This is a genomic window from Anaerolineae bacterium (assembly GCA_011176535.1).
In the GTDB taxonomy this organism is placed as follows: Bacteria; Chloroflexota; Anaerolineae; order Anaerolineales; family DRMV01; genus DUEP01.
In genome coordinates this window covers 1-15,428 of record DUEP01000089.1, presented here as the reverse complement: position 1 = coordinate 15,428, position 15,428 = coordinate 1, and the positions used below count along the sequence as shown (strand labels likewise).

At 62.5% G+C, this 15,428-nt stretch carries 16 protein-coding genes; 12 read left to right on the top strand and 4 right to left on the bottom strand.

Annotation, left to right across the window (positions count from 1 at the left end):
• Window positions 1-167 precede the first annotated feature (167 nt).
• From G4O04_08365 to G4O04_08355, 3 genes are all read right to left on the bottom strand, one after another.
• Window positions 168-1,361, bottom strand: coding sequence for an isochorismate synthase (locus G4O04_08365; protein ID HEY58529.1), 1,194 nt, complete (start codon window positions 1,359-1,361; stop codon window positions 168-170).
• A complete protein-coding gene (locus tag G4O04_08360; protein HEY58528.1) occupies window positions 1,351-1,962 on the bottom strand; it encodes a TetR/AcrR family transcriptional regulator in 612 nt (203 codons plus the stop codon). The genes G4O04_08365 and G4O04_08360 overlap by 11 nt, the downstream gene beginning before the upstream one ends.
• A 464-nt stretch (window positions 1,963-2,426) precedes the next feature.
• Window positions 2,427-2,780 carry a hypothetical protein gene (locus tag G4O04_08355; protein ID HEY58527.1) on the bottom strand — a complete coding sequence of 118 codons (354 nt, stop codon included), beginning with the start codon at window positions 2,778-2,780 and terminating at the stop codon, window positions 2,427-2,429.
• A 218-nt stretch (window positions 2,781-2,998) separates the two neighbouring features.
• Here G4O04_08355 and G4O04_08350 point away from each other — a divergent pair, with 218 nt between their 5' ends.
• The 12 genes from G4O04_08350 (at window position 2,999) to G4O04_08295 (ending at window position 14,143) form a co-directional block, all read left to right on the top strand.
• Window positions 2,999-3,412 carry a ferredoxin family protein gene (locus G4O04_08350; protein HEY58526.1) on the top strand — a complete coding sequence of 138 codons (414 nt, stop codon included), beginning with the start codon at window positions 2,999-3,001 and terminating at the stop codon, window positions 3,410-3,412.
• 263 nt (window positions 3,413-3,675) lie between these two features.
• Entirely contained in the window at window positions 3,676-4,806 is a 1,131-nt protein-coding gene (locus tag G4O04_08345; protein ID HEY58525.1) for an acyl-CoA dehydrogenase, read from the top strand.
• A 156-nt stretch (window positions 4,807-4,962) separates the two neighbouring features.
• Window positions 4,963-5,994 carry a zinc-binding dehydrogenase gene (locus G4O04_08340; GenBank protein ID HEY58524.1) on the top strand — a complete coding sequence of 344 codons (1,032 nt, stop codon included), beginning with the start codon at window positions 4,963-4,965 and terminating at the stop codon, window positions 5,992-5,994.
• Window positions 5,995-6,187: 193 nt separating this feature from the next.
• Complete coding sequence (locus tag G4O04_08335) at window positions 6,188-7,738, top strand: acyl-CoA carboxylase subunit beta (protein HEY58523.1); 1,551 nt, start codon at window positions 6,188-6,190, stop codon at window positions 7,736-7,738.
• 54 nt (window positions 7,739-7,792) lie between these two features.
• Entirely contained in the window at window positions 7,793-8,560 is a 768-nt protein-coding gene (locus G4O04_08330) for an alpha/beta hydrolase (GenBank protein HEY58522.1), read from the top strand.
• Between the two features lie 2 nt (window positions 8,561-8,562).
• Window positions 8,563-10,071: an acetyl-CoA carboxylase biotin carboxylase subunit gene (accC, locus tag G4O04_08325; protein ID HEY58521.1), complete on the top strand. Its 1,509-nt coding sequence runs from the start codon at window positions 8,563-8,565 to the stop codon at window positions 10,069-10,071.
• A 10-nt stretch (window positions 10,072-10,081) separates the two neighbouring features.
• Entirely contained in the window at window positions 10,082-10,579 is a 498-nt protein-coding gene (locus G4O04_08320) for a biotin/lipoyl-binding protein (protein ID HEY58520.1), read from the top strand.
• Between the two features lie 258 nt (window positions 10,580-10,837).
• A complete protein-coding gene (locus G4O04_08315) occupies window positions 10,838-11,485 on the top strand; it encodes a peroxiredoxin (GenBank protein HEY58519.1) in 648 nt (215 codons plus the stop codon).
• Between the two features lie 185 nt (window positions 11,486-11,670).
• Window positions 11,671-11,958: a 30S ribosomal protein S6 gene (locus G4O04_08310; protein HEY58518.1), complete on the top strand. Its 288-nt coding sequence runs from the start codon at window positions 11,671-11,673 to the stop codon at window positions 11,956-11,958.
• 57 nt (window positions 11,959-12,015) lie between these two features.
• The gene (ssb, locus tag G4O04_08305) at window positions 12,016-12,438 is read left to right on the top strand and encodes a single-stranded DNA-binding protein (GenBank protein HEY58517.1); all 423 of its coding nucleotides are present in this window, start codon (window positions 12,016-12,018) and stop codon (window positions 12,436-12,438) included.
• A gap of 27 nt (window positions 12,439-12,465) precedes the next feature.
• Window positions 12,466-12,729: a 30S ribosomal protein S18 gene (gene rpsR / locus G4O04_08300; GenBank protein HEY58516.1), complete on the top strand. Its 264-nt coding sequence runs from the start codon at window positions 12,466-12,468 to the stop codon at window positions 12,727-12,729.
• Window positions 12,730-12,847: 118 nt separating this feature from the next.
• Window positions 12,848-14,143 (top strand): hypothetical protein, encoded by a 1,296-nt coding sequence (locus G4O04_08295; GenBank protein HEY58515.1) that lies wholly within the window; start codon window positions 12,848-12,850, stop codon window positions 14,141-14,143.
• An 81-nt stretch (window positions 14,144-14,224) separates the two neighbouring features.
• Here the strand turns inward: G4O04_08295 and G4O04_08290 are convergent, their stop codons facing one another.
• Entirely contained in the window at window positions 14,225-15,424 is a 1,200-nt protein-coding gene (locus tag G4O04_08290) for a sigma-70 family RNA polymerase sigma factor (GenBank protein HEY58514.1), read from the bottom strand.
• Window positions 15,425-15,428 lie beyond the last annotated feature (4 nt).

Sequence of the window (15,428 nt, the reverse complement as noted above, 5' to 3'; positions counted from 1 at the left end):
TCCGCGAGCCTGGACAGACCACAACCCCGCTCAGCGGCAAACGGGTGAGTTCATCGACGAACAGCGTGGCGAAAAGCGTGGCTGGGTTCATGGGGAGGGTGCTCCGGTGTTCAAGTGTCAGGTGTTCAGGTGTCAGGTGCCATGTGCCATGCGGGGACAGCCAACCGTCAGCCGTCAAAACTACCAACCGCTAACCGTTCCGCTTCGGCCAGCGCTTCGCGCATGGTGGCCATCTTGAGGGCCGTTTCATCCCATTCGCGCTCAGGGTCCGACCCTGCCACGATGCCCGCACCGGCGTACAGCACAACCCGCTCGCCCAGGAGCAGGGCCGAGCGGATGCCCACGGCGAGTTCGCCGGTCCCGTCGGGGAAAAGGATGCCCAGAGGGGCGGCGTACCAGCCACGGGGGATGGGCTCGTGCCGGGCGATGAAGCGTAGCGCAGCGCCGCGGGGCATACCGCCCAAAGCCGGGGTAGGGTGCAGCGCCTCGGCCACTTGGAGCAGTCCGACTCCCGTGCGCAGCGTGCCCTGGATGGGCGTCTCGAGATGTTGCACTTGAGGCAGGCGCCGCAACCCGGGCGATGCGGGCACCTCCAGCGCCAGCGTCAGCGGCTCTAACGCCCGTCGGATGGCTTCCACCACGAGGGCGTGCTCCCGGCGATCCTTGTCGCTTTGGAGCAACGCCTTACCCAAAACAGCATCCTCCTGCGGGGTGGCACCGCGAGGTGCCGTGCCCGCCAGCGCCGCCGTGGCCAGCCGCCCTTTCGGGCCGACACGTGCCAGCAATTCGGGCGAGGCGCCCACAAAAGCCACGCCGGGCGTTGGCTCGTAGAGAAAACAATACGCATCGGGATGCCGCCGGTAAAGCGCCTCCAACACGGCCACCGGGTCGGGCGCCGCCGGGAAACGCCGCACTTCGGCACGGGCCAGGACCACTTTGTGCAGACGCTCCTGGGCGATGGCGGTCAAAGCCGCCTCTACCGCCTCACGCCACGCTTCCTGCGTGGTCCCGGCGACCTTTTCCGGGACGGCATCGACCTCAGGGGCGTCGGGCGCATCCCCGGGGTCCAGGGGGATGGGGCCGTGAACCTCCTCCGGAAGGACCAGCAACCCCGCAGGGAAGGCCTGCCACCAGGGGGGGCGGTGATGATCCCCTGGGGTGAAACCGAATCCCACAAAGGCCGGACCTTGAGGGCCGGGCGCGTTCCCCCAATGCCTCCCCACCCGCTGGAGTTTTTGAAACCGCTGAGCCCCCTGGGCGCTCACCTGAGCCCAAACGCCCAGCCCCACCCATGCCGTATCGGCGTGAAGCCAGGCCCAGCGGGGACGTCCCGTCGCGCAGCGCAAGAGGTCAAAGGGCATGGTCTTCTCCTGGGGGGCTGTCTTCCAGGCCAATGGAGCGCAACAGCACGGCGCGCAGGCCGGGTAGCAGGCGATCCAGAGGCGGCTGGTCGGTGAGCAACCAGCGGGTGACCAGTTCGTAGATGGCGCCCACCCAGGCGTAGGCGGTGACTTCGGTGTCGATAGGGGGGATATCCCCTTCGGCCACAGCCTGGTCCAGGTAAATGCGGATGAGCGCGGCAAAGCGGTCGTTGAGGGCCAGTCGTTGGCGTTCGAAGCGTTCGCCCAGCCCGACGGCCTGGATGAGGAAGATTTTGGCCAGGGCGCGGTATTCGGCAAAGGTGCGCAACCCGGCTTCCAGGGCCGCGGTGACGCGACGCACGCCGCCCTGTTCGGCGGCGATGGCCTGGGTAAGGCGCTCCTCCAGCAGCCCGGCGAAATGCTCGATGAGGGCCAGGAAGAGCCGCTCTTTGCCGGGAAAGTGAAAGTACACGCCGCCTTTGGAGACCCGGGCTTCGGCGACGATGTCGTCCATGCGGGTGGCGTGGTAGCCCTTGCGGGCAAAGACGCGGATGGCCGCGTCGAGAATGCGTTGGCGGGTGAGTTGAGGAGTGGAGGACATGGCGAACCTCGCAGGAGGGCCGAAAAAAGCAACGACCGACCAGTCGGTCGCAAGTATAACACATCGCTCTCGCAGGCAAATTGACGCAGCAGGGAAAGCGACCTAAAATGCAGGCAGAACCTACGGCATTCGCGTTACCTTTTGGCTCTGGAGGCCATGATGCGGATCAAAGAGCGCGACTGGCGGCGCAGCCAGGCAATCCTCCGCCTACTTGTATGGCGCCCGGAAGGGCTCATCACCAACGAGGAATTCGCCTCCCTCACCCCGGAGACACAACGCATCGTGGAGGATACCTCGCCGCTGCTTCCCCGCGGTGAGCGCGCGCCGGGGAGCGCGCCTTTGGTGCTCTCGCCTGGGCATGGCCAGCAGAGGCCGCCGGCAAAGTCACCGGCAGCGCCAGAGGCCCAACAGCCGCAGGGGTTCGCTGATCGCCACCCACAGCGTGGCCAGGGTGAGCACGATGCCTACCTCCCGATGAGCAACCGCTTGAGCCACACCCCTGCCTCGCCGTGCAGCGTCACGAAGCCCAGCAGCGTGACCTCATCCCCGCCGCAGGAGGGAGAACCCCACCACAGGGTGAGTAGAGAAAACGCCCCCATAAAGACCACCAGGGCGCCATACTGGGCCCAACGCATCGGTAGCGGCAGTTCACCCAAAGAAGGGTCTTCCAGCGTGAGGAGAAAGATGCCGCCAGCCATAAACGCCGCCCCCAGCAGCCCCACGACGAACCGGGGCGCGGAAAGCCGAATCCACAACAGGAATGCCCCCACGGCAACCAACACGATGCCCGCGCCAACGGTGAAAAACAGCAAGGCCATGAAAATTCTGACCCACAACTGGCTTGCATTTCCGTTTATTCGAGCCCCTCTCACAAAGCAGGATAGGGCGACGCCAGATTTTCAAGGCTTCACTTTAGCACCCCACGCCCGCTTCACCCTTTGGATTTTCATCTCACAATTGCCTTTTCCCCTCAACTGGTATAAAATAGAGCAGCACCCAGCAAGAGGTAATCGATTTCTCCTAAGGAGGCGTAGCCATGACTCACATCATCACCAGTTTGTGTCTCCGCGACGGCGCCTGCACCGAGGTCTGCCCGGTAGAGTGCATCATCCCCGGCAAGCCGGTGGATGAATGGCCGCTCTACTACATTGATCCCGACACCTGCATCGACTGCGGCGCCTGCGTGCCAGAATGCCCCTTTGAGGCCATCTTCCCCGAGGACGAGGTGCCCTCCGACTATGTGGCCCGCGAAGGGCAGCGCATCAGCAAGCCCGTGGGCACCCCCGGCTTTGACGAAGAATACGAGGGCGAGGATCACAACGGCGAGCCCGTCCATCTCAAGGCCACCAAGACCCTCAGCGAGGGCGAGACGGTGGATCTCACCCCGGATATCGAGGCCAACTACAAGTTCTTCCAGGAAGGCCCTGGCTACGACGCCCTGGAAATGTGATCTTCCTCATCTCTGGGGAAAATACGGGATGGCGAAAGCACGCCATCCCGTATTTTTTCGCCTCGGGAGCGGGCGCTTCCAGCGCAGGGGGCTTTCTGAACCCGCGTCCGCCGCCACCGTCCAATAAAGAGGACACCCCGGGGCCTTTTTGGGTTTTCTTCCTCCCCATGCTATAATGGGAGAGCGGTTCACCTACTCTATGCACAACGGAGGAGAGTATGGGTCGGTTTGCCTTTGAGCACCTGCTCACCGAAGAGCATCGCATGATCCAACAGGCTGCGCGCGAGTTCGCCCAGAACGAAATTGCGCCCATTGCCGCTGAGTTCGACGAGTCCGGCGAGTTTCCGACAGAAACCATCCGCAAAATGGGGGAAATGGGGTTCATGGGCATTGAGGTGCCCGAGGAGTACGGCGGCGCGGGGATGGACACTCTGGCCTATGTGCTGGCCCTGGAAGAAATCGCCAAAGCCGACGCCGCCCATTCCACCATCATGTCGGTGAACAACTCCCTGTTCTGCCACGGCATCCTGCAATTCGGCACCGAGGAGCAAAAGCAAAAGTATGTGGTGCCCGTGGCTTCGGGCGAGGCCATCGGCGCCTATGCGCTTACCGAGCCCTCTTCCGGCTCCGACGCGGCCAACATGCGCACCCGCGCCGTGCGCGAGGGTGACGATTACATCCTCAACGGACGCAAGAACTGGATCACCAGCGGGCCGGTGGCCGATTACTTCGTGGTCTTTGCCATGACCGACCCGGAAAAAGGCCACAAAGGCATCACCGCCTTCATCGTGGATGGCGACTCGCCGGGGTTGGTACGGGGCAAAAAAGAGCCCAAGTTGGGTATCCGCGCCTCGGCCACCAGCGAAATCAGTTTCGACAATGTCAAGGTCTCCGTCGAAAATCGTCTGGGCGAAGAGGGGCAGGGCTTCAAAATCGCCATGACGGTGCTGGACGCCGGGCGCATCGGCATCGCCGCGCAGGCGTTGGGCATCGCCGAAGCAGCCTACGAGGCGGCCCGCCAGTATGTGCAGGAGCGGGAGGCCTTCGGTCGCCCCATCGGGGAATTCCAGGGCACGGGCTTCAAGATTGCAGATATGAAGACGCGCATCGAGGCCGCGCGGGCGCTGATGTACAACGCCGCCCTGGCCAAGGAACGGGCCAAGAAGACCGGCGAGCGCTACACCCTGGAAGCCTCCATGGCCAAGTTGTTCGCCTCCGAAACCGCCATGTTCTGCGCCTGGGCCGCGGTGCAAATCCACGGCGGCATGGGCTACTCCAAAGAACTCCCCGTGGAACGCTACTTCCGCGACGCCAAGATCACCGAGATTTACGAAGGCACCAGCGAGATCCAACGCCTGGTCATTGCGCGCCTCGAGACCGGCCTGCGCGTGTAACCTGACGCCTGACCGGGGAAGGTGCACCCGCTACCGGGGGAGCACCTTCCCCGGACGCGGGGCTTTCCCCCGAGGTCCCTTCACCCCGGACCCCAGGGAAAAATCCCGCGCCTACGGACGTTTATCCCCCCATTGGTCTTCCCGGAGAAGGATGCCATGAAAGCAGTTTTCTTCCACGAACACGGTGGGCTGGAGGTGTTGCAATACGGCGACCTGCCCACCCCAGAGCCTGGCCCCGGTGAGGTGCTGGTGCGCCTGCGGGCGGCCGCGCTCAACCGGCTGGACCTCTGGGTGCGCAACGGCTGGCCCGGCATTCGCCTGACCTATCCCCACATCCTGGGCGCCGATGGGGCCGGTGAAGTCGCCGCCGTGGGCGAGGGAGTGACCCGGTGGCAGGTCGGTCAGCGCGTGGTCATCAACCCGAACATCGGCTGCGGTCAGTGTGAGTACTGCCTGGCCGGGCAGGACAACATGTGCCAGCGCTGGCAGTTGCTGGGCGAAACGCGGCCCGGCACCTACGCCGAGTATGTGGTCGTGCCTGAGGTCAACCTGCTGGCCCTGCCCGAGCCGGTCTCCTACGCCGAGGCGGCCGCGGCGGCGCTGGTGTTCCAGACCGCCTGGCACTCCCTCATCACCCGCGGCAACCTGCGCCCAGGGGAACATGTGCTCATCGTCGGGGCCTCCGGCGGGGTGAACACCGCCAGCATCCAGATCGCCAAACTGACCGGCTGCACGGTGTATGTAGTCGGTTCGGACGCCCGCAAACTCGCCCTGGCCGAAGAACTGGGCGCCGACTATCTCATCGACCGCTCTCGGGTGGAGGACTGGGCCAAAGAGGTCTATCGCCTCACGGGCAAACGGGGCGTGGATGTGGTGGTGGACAATGTGGGCACCACCTTCCCGCTGAGTTTCAAAGCGGCGCGCAAGGGCGGGCGCATCCTGACGGTGGGCAACACCGGCGGTCCCAAATTCCAAATTGACAATCGCTACATCTTTGGCAAGCACCTGAGCATCATCGGCTCCACCATGTCCAACAAAACCGACTTCGCCACGGTCATGCGGCTGGTATTCGCAGGCAAACTGCGGCCTGTGCTCGACCGCACCTACCCTCTTGCCGAGGCCCGCGCCGCCCAGGAACGGCTGGAAAAGGGCGACCAGTTGGGCAAAATCGTGCTGGAAATTCCCTGAACACAGCAACCTCAGGGGCCGTCCTGGGTTAAGTCTTACCGGATGCCCCAAAGGGCCACCTGCCCACCCCCCTTTCCCGCGGGGTTGAACGCGTCGCGGCTGCGAAGGCAGGCCACCCCCTCCCCCGCGTGCATTGCCCCTCAGGGGCAGGCCCCCGGCCCAAGCCACCAATCCGAAGGATGCGGAGCAAATCATGAGCACCAACGAGAAGATTCAACGGCTACGCGAAATGAAGGCCCAGGCCCTGCTCGGCGGCGGGCCGCAACGAATCGAGACCCAGCACAAAAAGGGCAAACTCACCGCCCGCGAGCGCATCGAGTTGTTGCTGGATCGAGGTTCCTTTCACGAAATCGGGATGTTCGTCACCCACCGGAGCCAGAACTTCGGGTTAGACAAACAGCGCTACCTGGGCGACGGCGTGGTCACCGGCTGGGGCACCATCAACGGCCGGCTGGTCTATGTATTCGCCCAGGATTTCACCGTGCTGGGCGGCAGCCTGGGCGAAGCCCACGCCGAGAAAATCGTCCGCCTGCTGGAGTTGGCCATGAAGAACGGCGCGCCGGTCATCGGCCTGAACGACTCCGGCGGGGCACGCATCCAGGAAGGCGTGGTCTCCCTGGCCGGTTACGCCGACATCTTTCTGCGCAACGTGTTGGCTTCCGGCGTAGTGCCGCAAATCAGCGTCATTATGGGCCCCAATGCCGGCGGAGCGGTGTACTCCCCGGCCCTGACCGACTTCATCTTCATGGTGCGTCGCACCTCCTACATGTTCATCACCGGGCCGGAGGTGGTCAAAGCGGTCACCCACGAGGATGTGTCCTTTGAAGATTTGGGCGGCGCCGATGTCCATGCCACCAAATCCGGCGTGGCCCATGTGGTGGGCGATTCGGAGGCCGAGGTGCTGCAGAAGGTCCGCCAACTGCTCTCCTACCTGCCCCAAAACAACCTAGAAGACCCGCCTTTCGTCGACACGGGCGATGATCCTCTACGCATGGAAGAAGCGCTGGACACCCTGGTGCCGGAAGACCCCAGCAAGCCCTACGACATCAAAAAGGTAATCCGCCTGGTCATGGACAACGGCGAATTTTACGAGATCCACGCCGATTACGCCACCAACATCGTGGTCGGGTTTGCCCGCCTGGGCGGCCATGTGGTGGGCGTGGTGGCCAATCAACCTGCAGTGCTCGCCGGCGTGCTGGACATTGACGCCTCCACCAAAGCGGCGCGCTTCATTCGCTTTTGCGACGCCTTCAACATCCCCATCGTCACCTTTGTGGATGTGCCCGGTTTCCTCCCCGGCACCGACCAGGAGCACAACGGCATCATTCTGGCCGGGGCCAAACTGCTGTATGCTTACGCCGAAGCCACAGTACCCAAACTGACCGTGATCACACGCAAGGCTTACGGCGGGGCCTACGATGTGATGAGCAGCAAACACCTGCGCGGCGATTACAATGTGGCCTGGCCCAACGCCGAACTGGCCGTAATGGGGCCCGAAGGCGCGGTCAAGATCATCTTTCGCCGCGAGTTGCAGCAGGCTGAAGACCCTGAAAAGCGCAAAAACAAACTGGTCGAGGAGTATCGTCGCACCTTCGCCAACCCGTACATCGCGGCTTCTCGGGGCTTTCTGGACGATGTCATCGAGCCCCGCGAAACCCGCCCCCGCCTGATCAACGCCCTGGAGATGCTGCAAAACAAACGGGACACCAACCCGCCGAAGAAACACAGCAACATGCCTCTGTAGGGGATGGAGAGCCGTTCCGTGTCAGGGATTCAGGACTCAGGCCCAGGGAGGCGGGTGAAGGTCCACGGTCACCGGCTGTACTACGAATGTCACGGGCCGAAGGACGGGACGCCCCTGGTGCTGCTGCACCACGGCCTGGGGAGCACCCGGGCCTGGAAGCATCAGGTGCCCGCCCTGGCCGGAGCCGGTTTTCGGGTGGTGGTGTACGACCGCTGGGGATACGGCGCTTCCGACCCTCGCCCGCGCCTGGATGTGCCTCACTTTGCACAGGATGTGGCCGACCTGGCCGCCTTGTTGGACACTTCAGGCATCGTCCAGGCCCTGTTGGTCGGCCATTCGGACGGCGGCAATGTAGCCCTGGCCTTTGCCGCGGCCTATCCTCAGCAGGCGCTGGCCGTGGTAGCCGTGGCGGCGCACATCTATCTTGAAGACACCATGCCTCAAGGCATCGCCCAGGTCGCCGAGACTTACCGCACCCATCCGGCCGTTCGGGCGGCGCTGGACCGCGCCCATCACGGTCGGGGCGAGCAGGTGTTTCGCCTGTGGTACGAAGCCTGGACGCAACCCGCCCTCAAACACTGGGATGCCCGCCCTCAATTCCGGGCTGTGACCTGCCCGACGCTGGTGATCCAGGGCGACGCCGACGAGCATGCCACCCCACGCCACGCGCAGGATCTAGCCGCCGCCCTTCCCCAGGCGCAGGTGGTCATCGTGTCCGGAGGGCGTCACATGTTGCCCCAGGAACAACCGGAGACCTTCAACCGGCTCGTGTTGAAATTCCTGAAGTCCTGGTCCAGAAACACGCCTTATGAGGAAGAGTGACCATGTTCAACAAAGTCTTGATCGCCAACCGCGGTGAAATCGCCGTTCGCATCATCCGCGCCTGCCGAGAACTGGGCCTGCAGACCGTGGCGGTCTATTCGGATGTGGATCGCGAGGCGCTGCATGTTCGTTACGCCGACGAAGCCTACTACTTAGGGCCGCCCCCTGCGCGCGAATCCTACCTGCGGATGGACAAAATCCTGGAGATCGCCAAAAAGTCGGGCGCCGGCGCCATTCATCCGGGGTACGGGTTTCTGGCCGAGCGCGCCGATTTCGCCCAGGCCTGCGCCGACGAGGGCATCGTATTCATCGGCCCCAAACCCTCCTCCATCGCCGCTATGGGCGACAAAGCCGTGGCGCGGGCCACGGTGGCCGCGGCGGGGGTGCCCGTGGTGCCGGGCACCGAAGGCGAAGGCAGCCTGAGCGACGAGGAACTCTTGGCCCTCGCGCCGAAAATCGGCTTTCCTCTGCTCATCAAGGCCACGGCCGGCGGTGGGGGCAAGGGGATGCGCGAGGTCCGCTCGCTGGAAGAAATGCCGACCCTGCTGCGGCAGGCCCGTCGTGAGGCCGAGGCCGCCTTCGGCGACGGCAATGTTTACCTGGAGAAACTCATCGAGGGGGCACGGCACATTGAAATCCAACTCCTGGCCGACCAGGAGGGCCACACCATCTACCTGGGCGAGCGCGAGTGCTCCATCCAGCGCCGTCACCAAAAACTGCTGGAAGAAGCCCCCTCCCCCTTTGTGGACGAAGACCTGCGCCGGCGCATGGGCAAAGTGGCCGTACGGGCGGCCCAGGCCGTGGGCTATGTCAATGCTGGGACCATTGAATTCCTGGTGGACAAGGACAAGAACTTCTACTTCCTGGAGATGAACACCCGGCTGCAGGTGGAACACCCCATCACCGAGGCCGTCACCGGGGTGGACATCGTTAAGGAGCAGATCCGCATCGCCCGGGGACGTCCGCTCTCGTACACCCAGGAGGACATCAAGATTCGCGGCTGGGCTATCGAGGCCCGGATCAACGCCGAGGACCCCTACAACAACTTCATGCCCTCCATCGGCAAAGTGGAGCATGTCATCCTGCCCACAGGGCCTGGCGTTCGGGTGGACACCGGCGTGTATCCTGGGATGGAGATCACCCCCTACTACGATCCTCTTATCTCCAAAGTCATCGTGTGGGGCGAGACGCGGGGCCACGCCATCCTGCGCCTGCGACGGGCTCTGGAAGAGTACAAAATCGTCGGTGTGCGCACGAACATCCCCTTCCACCAAAACCTGATCGAGCAGCACCGCTTTATCGCCGGCAGTTTCGACACCCGCTTCGTGGAAGAACGCTTCTCCATGGAGGAGGCCGACAGCATCCGCGAAGTGCACCCTGACATTGCGGCCTTGCTGGCCACCCTGGTCGCCCACCGAGAAGCCGAACGCGCCGCCCGCATCATCCGGCCAGCCAAACGCGACACATCCAACTGGAAATGGTATGGCCGGTGGGAACGGATTCGCCGCTGAGGAGGCCCCCATGAAATACATCACCTTAGTCAACGGCCAAGAGTACACCATCGAATTACTGGACGAGCGCCATGTGCGCATCAACGACCAGGTCGTGGAGGTGGACCTGGTGGGCCTGGGCAATCAGCCGCTCTACTCCATGTTGGCCGACGGCAAATCCTACGAGGCCTTTGTCTACCGCGGCGAAGAGGGATGGCAGGTGCTCATGCAGGGCACCCTTTACGAGGTGGAAGTCATCGACGAACGCGAGTACCTTCTGCGCCAGCGGGCCGGCTCCTCGCTGGTCGAAACCGGCCCCTTCCACCTCAAAGCCCCCATGCCCGGCCTCATCGTAGCAGTGCCTGTCAAGGTGGGCCAGGAAGTGCGCAAAGGCGAAGTGCTGGTCATCCTGGAATCCATGAAAATGCAAAACGAACTCAAGTCCACCCGGGACGGCAAGGTGACGCGGGTGCTGATCTCCCCCGGCGAGGCGGTGGAGAAAAAGCAAACCCTGGTTACCGTGGAATGACGCCCCCGTCTGGACCCATCTGGCCCTCTCTCCTGCAGGAGAGAGGGCTTTTTGCTTGCCCGGCGGACGCAGCCCACCGCATCCGTCCCAGGGAAGCCGCCCCCTGAGCACGCCTTTTGCCTGCCGTTTGGAGGGCTGGAGGGGAAACAGAGCACTTGGCTTGACAGGAGGAAGAGAAAATTTCCCGCTTTTCCTTGACACCTCTTTGGTTTCGTGATAAATTTGTAACCGCTACAACCTAAACCCAGGAGGTGCTCCATGAGCGAAGTCAAACGCATGCCTTTGATTGGCGATCCCTTCCCGCAGATGGAAGTCCAGACCACGCGCGGCAAACTCACCCTGCCCGACGCGTTCAAAGGGAAGTGGTTCATTCTTTTCAGTCACCCGGCCGATTTCACGCCGGTTTGCACCACGGAATTCGTCGCCTTCCAGAAGCGTTATCCCGAGTTTCGCAAACTGAACACCGAACTCATCGGGCTCAGCGTGGACCAGGTCTTCGCCCACATCAAATGGGAGCAGTGGATCGAAGAGAAACTGGGCGTGAAGATTGAGTTCCCCATCATCGCCGACAACGGGGCGGTGGCCGAGACCCTGGGCCTGATCCACCCCGGTAAGGGCACGAACACCGTGCGCGCCGTGTTATTCGTGGACCCCAAGGGGATCATCCGCGCCATCCTGTACTACCCGCAGGAACTGGGCCGCAACATGGACGAGATTTTGCGCATGATTAAGGGCTTTCAGGTTTCCGACGAAAAGGGCGTGGCCATCCCCGCCAACTGGCCGGAAAACGAACTCATCGGCGACAAAGTGATCGTGCCGCCGGCCAGCGATGTGGAAACCGCGGCCCAACGGCTCAAGGAATACGATTGTTACGACTGGTGGTTCTGCTACAAAGAGTGTGAATAAGCCCTTTTCCGCCACCTCCTTGTGCAGCGCGGCTCTCGCAGCCGCGCTTTTTCTTCGAAGGGGCCTCAAACCTTTGCAATTCCCCCGGATTATGCTAAACTTAGCCCGGCGCCGCGCCGATAAGGGCGCGGCGACTTTCCGCTCCCACCGGATGAGTGGGGGCAATCCCACGGAAAGGAGGCTCTATGCGTTCTTACGAGGTTGTGTTCATTGTGCACCCTGACCTGGACGAAGCGGCGGTCAACGAGACGGTCGAAAAGGTCAAGGGGTGGATCACCGCCGGTGGCGGAACAGTCGAGAAGGTGGACTTTTGGGGGAAACGGCAGTTGGCCTACCCCATCCGCAAGCGTCGTGAAGGCTACTACATTCTGCTGGAAACCCAAATGCCCCCTACCCTGGTGGCGCAGTTGGAGCGCAACATGCGCCTGCACGAACCTGTGATGCGCTACCTCATCACCCGCACCGATGCTTAGGCAACCATAGTCGCAGTCCGTTGTCCATTTTTGGTGTTTTGCATGAGGAGTGGGTTTATGGGACGCGGTTTGAACAAAGTGATGATTATCGGTCGGTTAGGTCGAGACCCTGAATTGCGCTACACCCCTTCAGGGCGCGCGGTGACCACCTTCACCGTGGCGACCACGCGCAGTTGGAACACCTCCAGCGGCGAGCGGCGCAGCGAAACCGAGTGGTTCAATGTGGTGGCCTGGGGCAGCCTGGCCGAAATCTGCCATCAGTTGTTGCGCAAAGGCACTCAGGTTTACATCGAAGGCCGCCTCCACACGCGCCGCTGGGAAGACGAAAACGGCGTGCGCCATCAACGCACCGAAATCGTGGCCAACGAGATGGTGGTGCTGGGTGACCGCAACCACAATCACCGGGAAGAGCCTGCGCCTTCCCAGGAAAGCACTGAACCCGAAGAAGACACCGTTGAAGAAGACGAGTTCCCCTTTTAGTTCAGTTTTGGTCTAAGGAGTGGTACCGTGAGCGAACAAAAGGTCAACACGCAACCCCGGCGTCGTTATTACTCCCGCCCCCGGGTATGCCATTTCTGCGTGGAGAAAATCGAGCACATTGATTACAAACAGGTCGACTTGCTGCGGCGGTACATCGACGACGATGCCAAAATCAAGAGCCGCCGCCAGACTGGCACCTGCGCCAAGCATCAGCGCCAACTGGCCCGGGCCATCAAGCGGGCGCGGCATCTGGCCTTGCTGCCCTTCGTGCCGGAGATTACCATCCGCTGAGCGGGCCAGCCATCATGCACCCCCTGGGGCATAGGGCTGCTTTGTGTCCTATGCCCTTTCTGCTTTCCTTTCTCTATTCTCTATTCTTCTCACCCTTCCGTATTTTCGAGGAAAAACCATGGCCAAAAAGAAATATCGCCAGTCCCAAGCCGAAAGCCGGAAACACCAACACATCTCCCGGCGTGTCCAACGCCAGCAACGCCTCCTGCTTTACGCCACGGTGGCCTTTTTTGCCCTCCTGGTGGGCATTCTGGGCTACGGTATCCTCGACCAGGCGGTGTTGCGCTACCACCGGCCGGTTGCCAAAGTCAACGGGGATGTCATCCGCGGCAAGGAGTTCGTCATTCGCACCCGGATGCACCGCGCGCAACTCATCCAACAAACCCAACAGATCCTGCAATTTGCCCAACTGTTCGGCAACGACCCCCAATCGGCCCAGTATTTCCAAAGCCAACTCCAGCCTCTGGCGCGCCAGTTGAACAACCCCACTGAACTGGGCCGCCAGGTACTCAACAGCCTGATCGAAGAGAGGCTCATCGTCCAGCAGGCCAAACAGATGGGGATTACCGTCACGGATGAGGAGAGCGACCAGGAGTTGCAGGGCATCTTTGGCTATTACCCCAACGGGACCCCCACGCCGGAGCCGGCCCCGACAACGCTGCCCACTTCCACTTTGTCCCCCACCCAACTGGCCTTGGTCACGCTGACTCCCACCCCCACCATGGCCCCCACGGCCACCCCCAACCCGGAGGCCACGGCCGAGGGTTCCCCCACGCCAACCGTCATCCCCCCCACCCCCACGCCCTACACCCAGGAGGCCTATCAGCAAAATCTGGCCAAATACCTGGAGCAAATGCAGAGCCAGTACGAAGTGGACGAGACTTACCTGCGTTACATGATCGCGGCCTCCCTTTATCGCCGCAAACTGATGGACATCGTCACCAAGGACCTCCCGCGGACCCGCGAGGAAGTGTGGGCCCGGCACATCCTGGTGAAGGATCGCGAGACCGCCATGGAAGTGCTGAAGAAACTTTCCGAAGGGGTGGACTGGAACGACCTGGTCGCCGAATACTCCCAGGATGCCGCCACCGTGCCGCAAGGCGGCGATCTGGGCTGGTTCCCGCGCGGCGTCATGGTGCCGGCTTTTGAAAAAGTGGCTTTCCAACTCAAGGTCGGGGAAATCTCACCGCCGGTGCAGACGGACTACGGCTGGCACATCATTCAGGTGCTGGGCCATGAACAGCGCCCGGTGAGCGAAGGGGATTACCAGCGCCTGCGGGAGCAGAAGTTCCAGGACTGGCTCAGCGAGGTGCGGGCCAAGGCCGAGATCGAAATCCACGATGGTTGGCAGAACATCGTGCCGCAAGACCCGGCCATCCCGCAGGAACTGCTCCCCTTCCTCGGTCAGCAATAGACCCCGGTCTTTTACCGAGCGAACGCAAAAAGGCAGCGCCATCTGGGCGCTGCCTTTTGATGTTCCAGGGCCACGGGAGGGCTAATCCAGGTACTCCTGCAACTGCCGCCGGATGTTCGGCTGGCGCAGGCGGCTCAGGGCTTGCGCCTCGATCTGCCGCACGCGCTCGCGCGTCACGCCCATCTTGCGGCCTACCTCTTCCAAGGTGTACGCCTGGCCGTCCAGCAGCCCATAGCGCAGTTGCAGGATGCGCACCTCCCGGGGCGGGAGCGTCTTGAGCACCTCTTCCAACTGCTGGCGCAACAGGTTTTGAATGGCCGCCTCGTCCGGTGCCGGGGCGTCGCTGTCCTGGACGAAGTCACCCAACACTGAATCTTCCTCGTCGTCGGTGGGCATTTCCAACGAAAGCGGGCGCCGGGCCACCTGGATCATGTGCTCCACCTTCTTGGGGGGCACTTCCAGCGCCTCGGCCAGCTCCTCAATCGTCGGATCGCGCCCCAACTTTTGCGTCAGTTGATGCTGCACCCGCAGCAAACGGTTGATCTGGTCACCCATGTGCACCGGGACGCGGATGGTGCGCCCCTGGTCGGCGATGGCCCGCGTCACCGCCTGACGGATCCACCAGGTGGCGTAAGTGCTGAACTTGTGTCCACGCCGCCAGTCGAACTTCTTGGTGGCGCGGATGAGGCCGATGTTTCCCTCCTGAATGAGATCGAGGAAGGAGACCCCGCGGCCCATGTACTTCTTCGCCACGCTGATGACCAGGCGGGAGTTCGCCGTGATCAGGCGTTCTCGCGCCTGCCAGCCTTCCTCGATGAGGCGGCGCAGTTCCTCGCGCCGCTCCGGCGATACATTCCCTTTGGCCAGTTCGGCGCGCGCCTGGCGTCCCGCCTCGATCTTTTGGGCCAGTTCCACTTCCTCTTCCGCCGTGAGCAACGGGATTCGCCCCACCTCCTTAAGGTACAGGCCGATCATATCATCGGTGTCAATGTTGGCCAGGTAGTCCTCTTCATCGGCTTCGGCACGGCGAAGGCGCTCCTTCTCCTCTTCCTCTTCCTCTTCTTCCAACTCTTCTTCCGAGGGTTCCTCAATAATCTCGTCTTCCACATAAGGAATACCCGCGCTCAACAAGGCGGCAAAGGCCTCTTCCAGTTGGTCCACATCCTGCTCGGCCTCGGGGAAATAATGCAGGATATCATCTAAAGTCACATATCCCTTTTGGCGGCCCAACTCGATCAATTGGGCCACCGGCGAATATTCCTCTTCAAACCTGATCAGCAGTTCC

Coding starts and splice junctions, on each gene's coding strand:
- G4O04_08365 (HEY58529.1), bottom strand. CDS start 1,361: ATGCCCTTTGACCTCTTGCGCTGCGCGACGGGACGTCCCCGCTGGGCC.
- G4O04_08360 (HEY58528.1), bottom strand. CDS start 1,962: ATGTCCTCCACTCCTCAACTCACCCGCCAACGCATTCTCGACGCGGCC.
- G4O04_08355 (HEY58527.1), bottom strand. CDS start 2,780: ATGGCCTTGCTGTTTTTCACCGTTGGCGCGGGCATCGTGTTGGTTGCC.
- G4O04_08350 (HEY58526.1), top strand. CDS start 2,999: ATGACTCACATCATCACCAGTTTGTGTCTCCGCGACGGCGCCTGCACC.
- G4O04_08345 (HEY58525.1), top strand. CDS start 3,676: ATGATCCAACAGGCTGCGCGCGAGTTCGCCCAGAACGAAATTGCGCCC.
- G4O04_08340 (HEY58524.1), top strand. CDS start 4,963: ATGAAAGCAGTTTTCTTCCACGAACACGGTGGGCTGGAGGTGTTGCAA.
- G4O04_08335 (HEY58523.1), top strand. CDS start 6,188: ATGAGCACCAACGAGAAGATTCAACGGCTACGCGAAATGAAGGCCCAG.
- accC (HEY58521.1), top strand. CDS start 8,563: ATGTTCAACAAAGTCTTGATCGCCAACCGCGGTGAAATCGCCGTTCGC.
- G4O04_08320 (HEY58520.1), top strand. CDS start 10,082: ATGAAATACATCACCTTAGTCAACGGCCAAGAGTACACCATCGAATTA.
- G4O04_08315 (HEY58519.1), top strand. CDS start 10,838: ATGAGCGAAGTCAAACGCATGCCTTTGATTGGCGATCCCTTCCCGCAG.
- G4O04_08310 (HEY58518.1), top strand. CDS start 11,671: ATGCGTTCTTACGAGGTTGTGTTCATTGTGCACCCTGACCTGGACGAA.
- ssb (HEY58517.1), top strand. CDS start 12,016: ATGGGACGCGGTTTGAACAAAGTGATGATTATCGGTCGGTTAGGTCGA.
- G4O04_08295 (HEY58515.1), top strand. CDS start 12,848: ATGGCCAAAAAGAAATATCGCCAGTCCCAAGCCGAAAGCCGGAAACAC.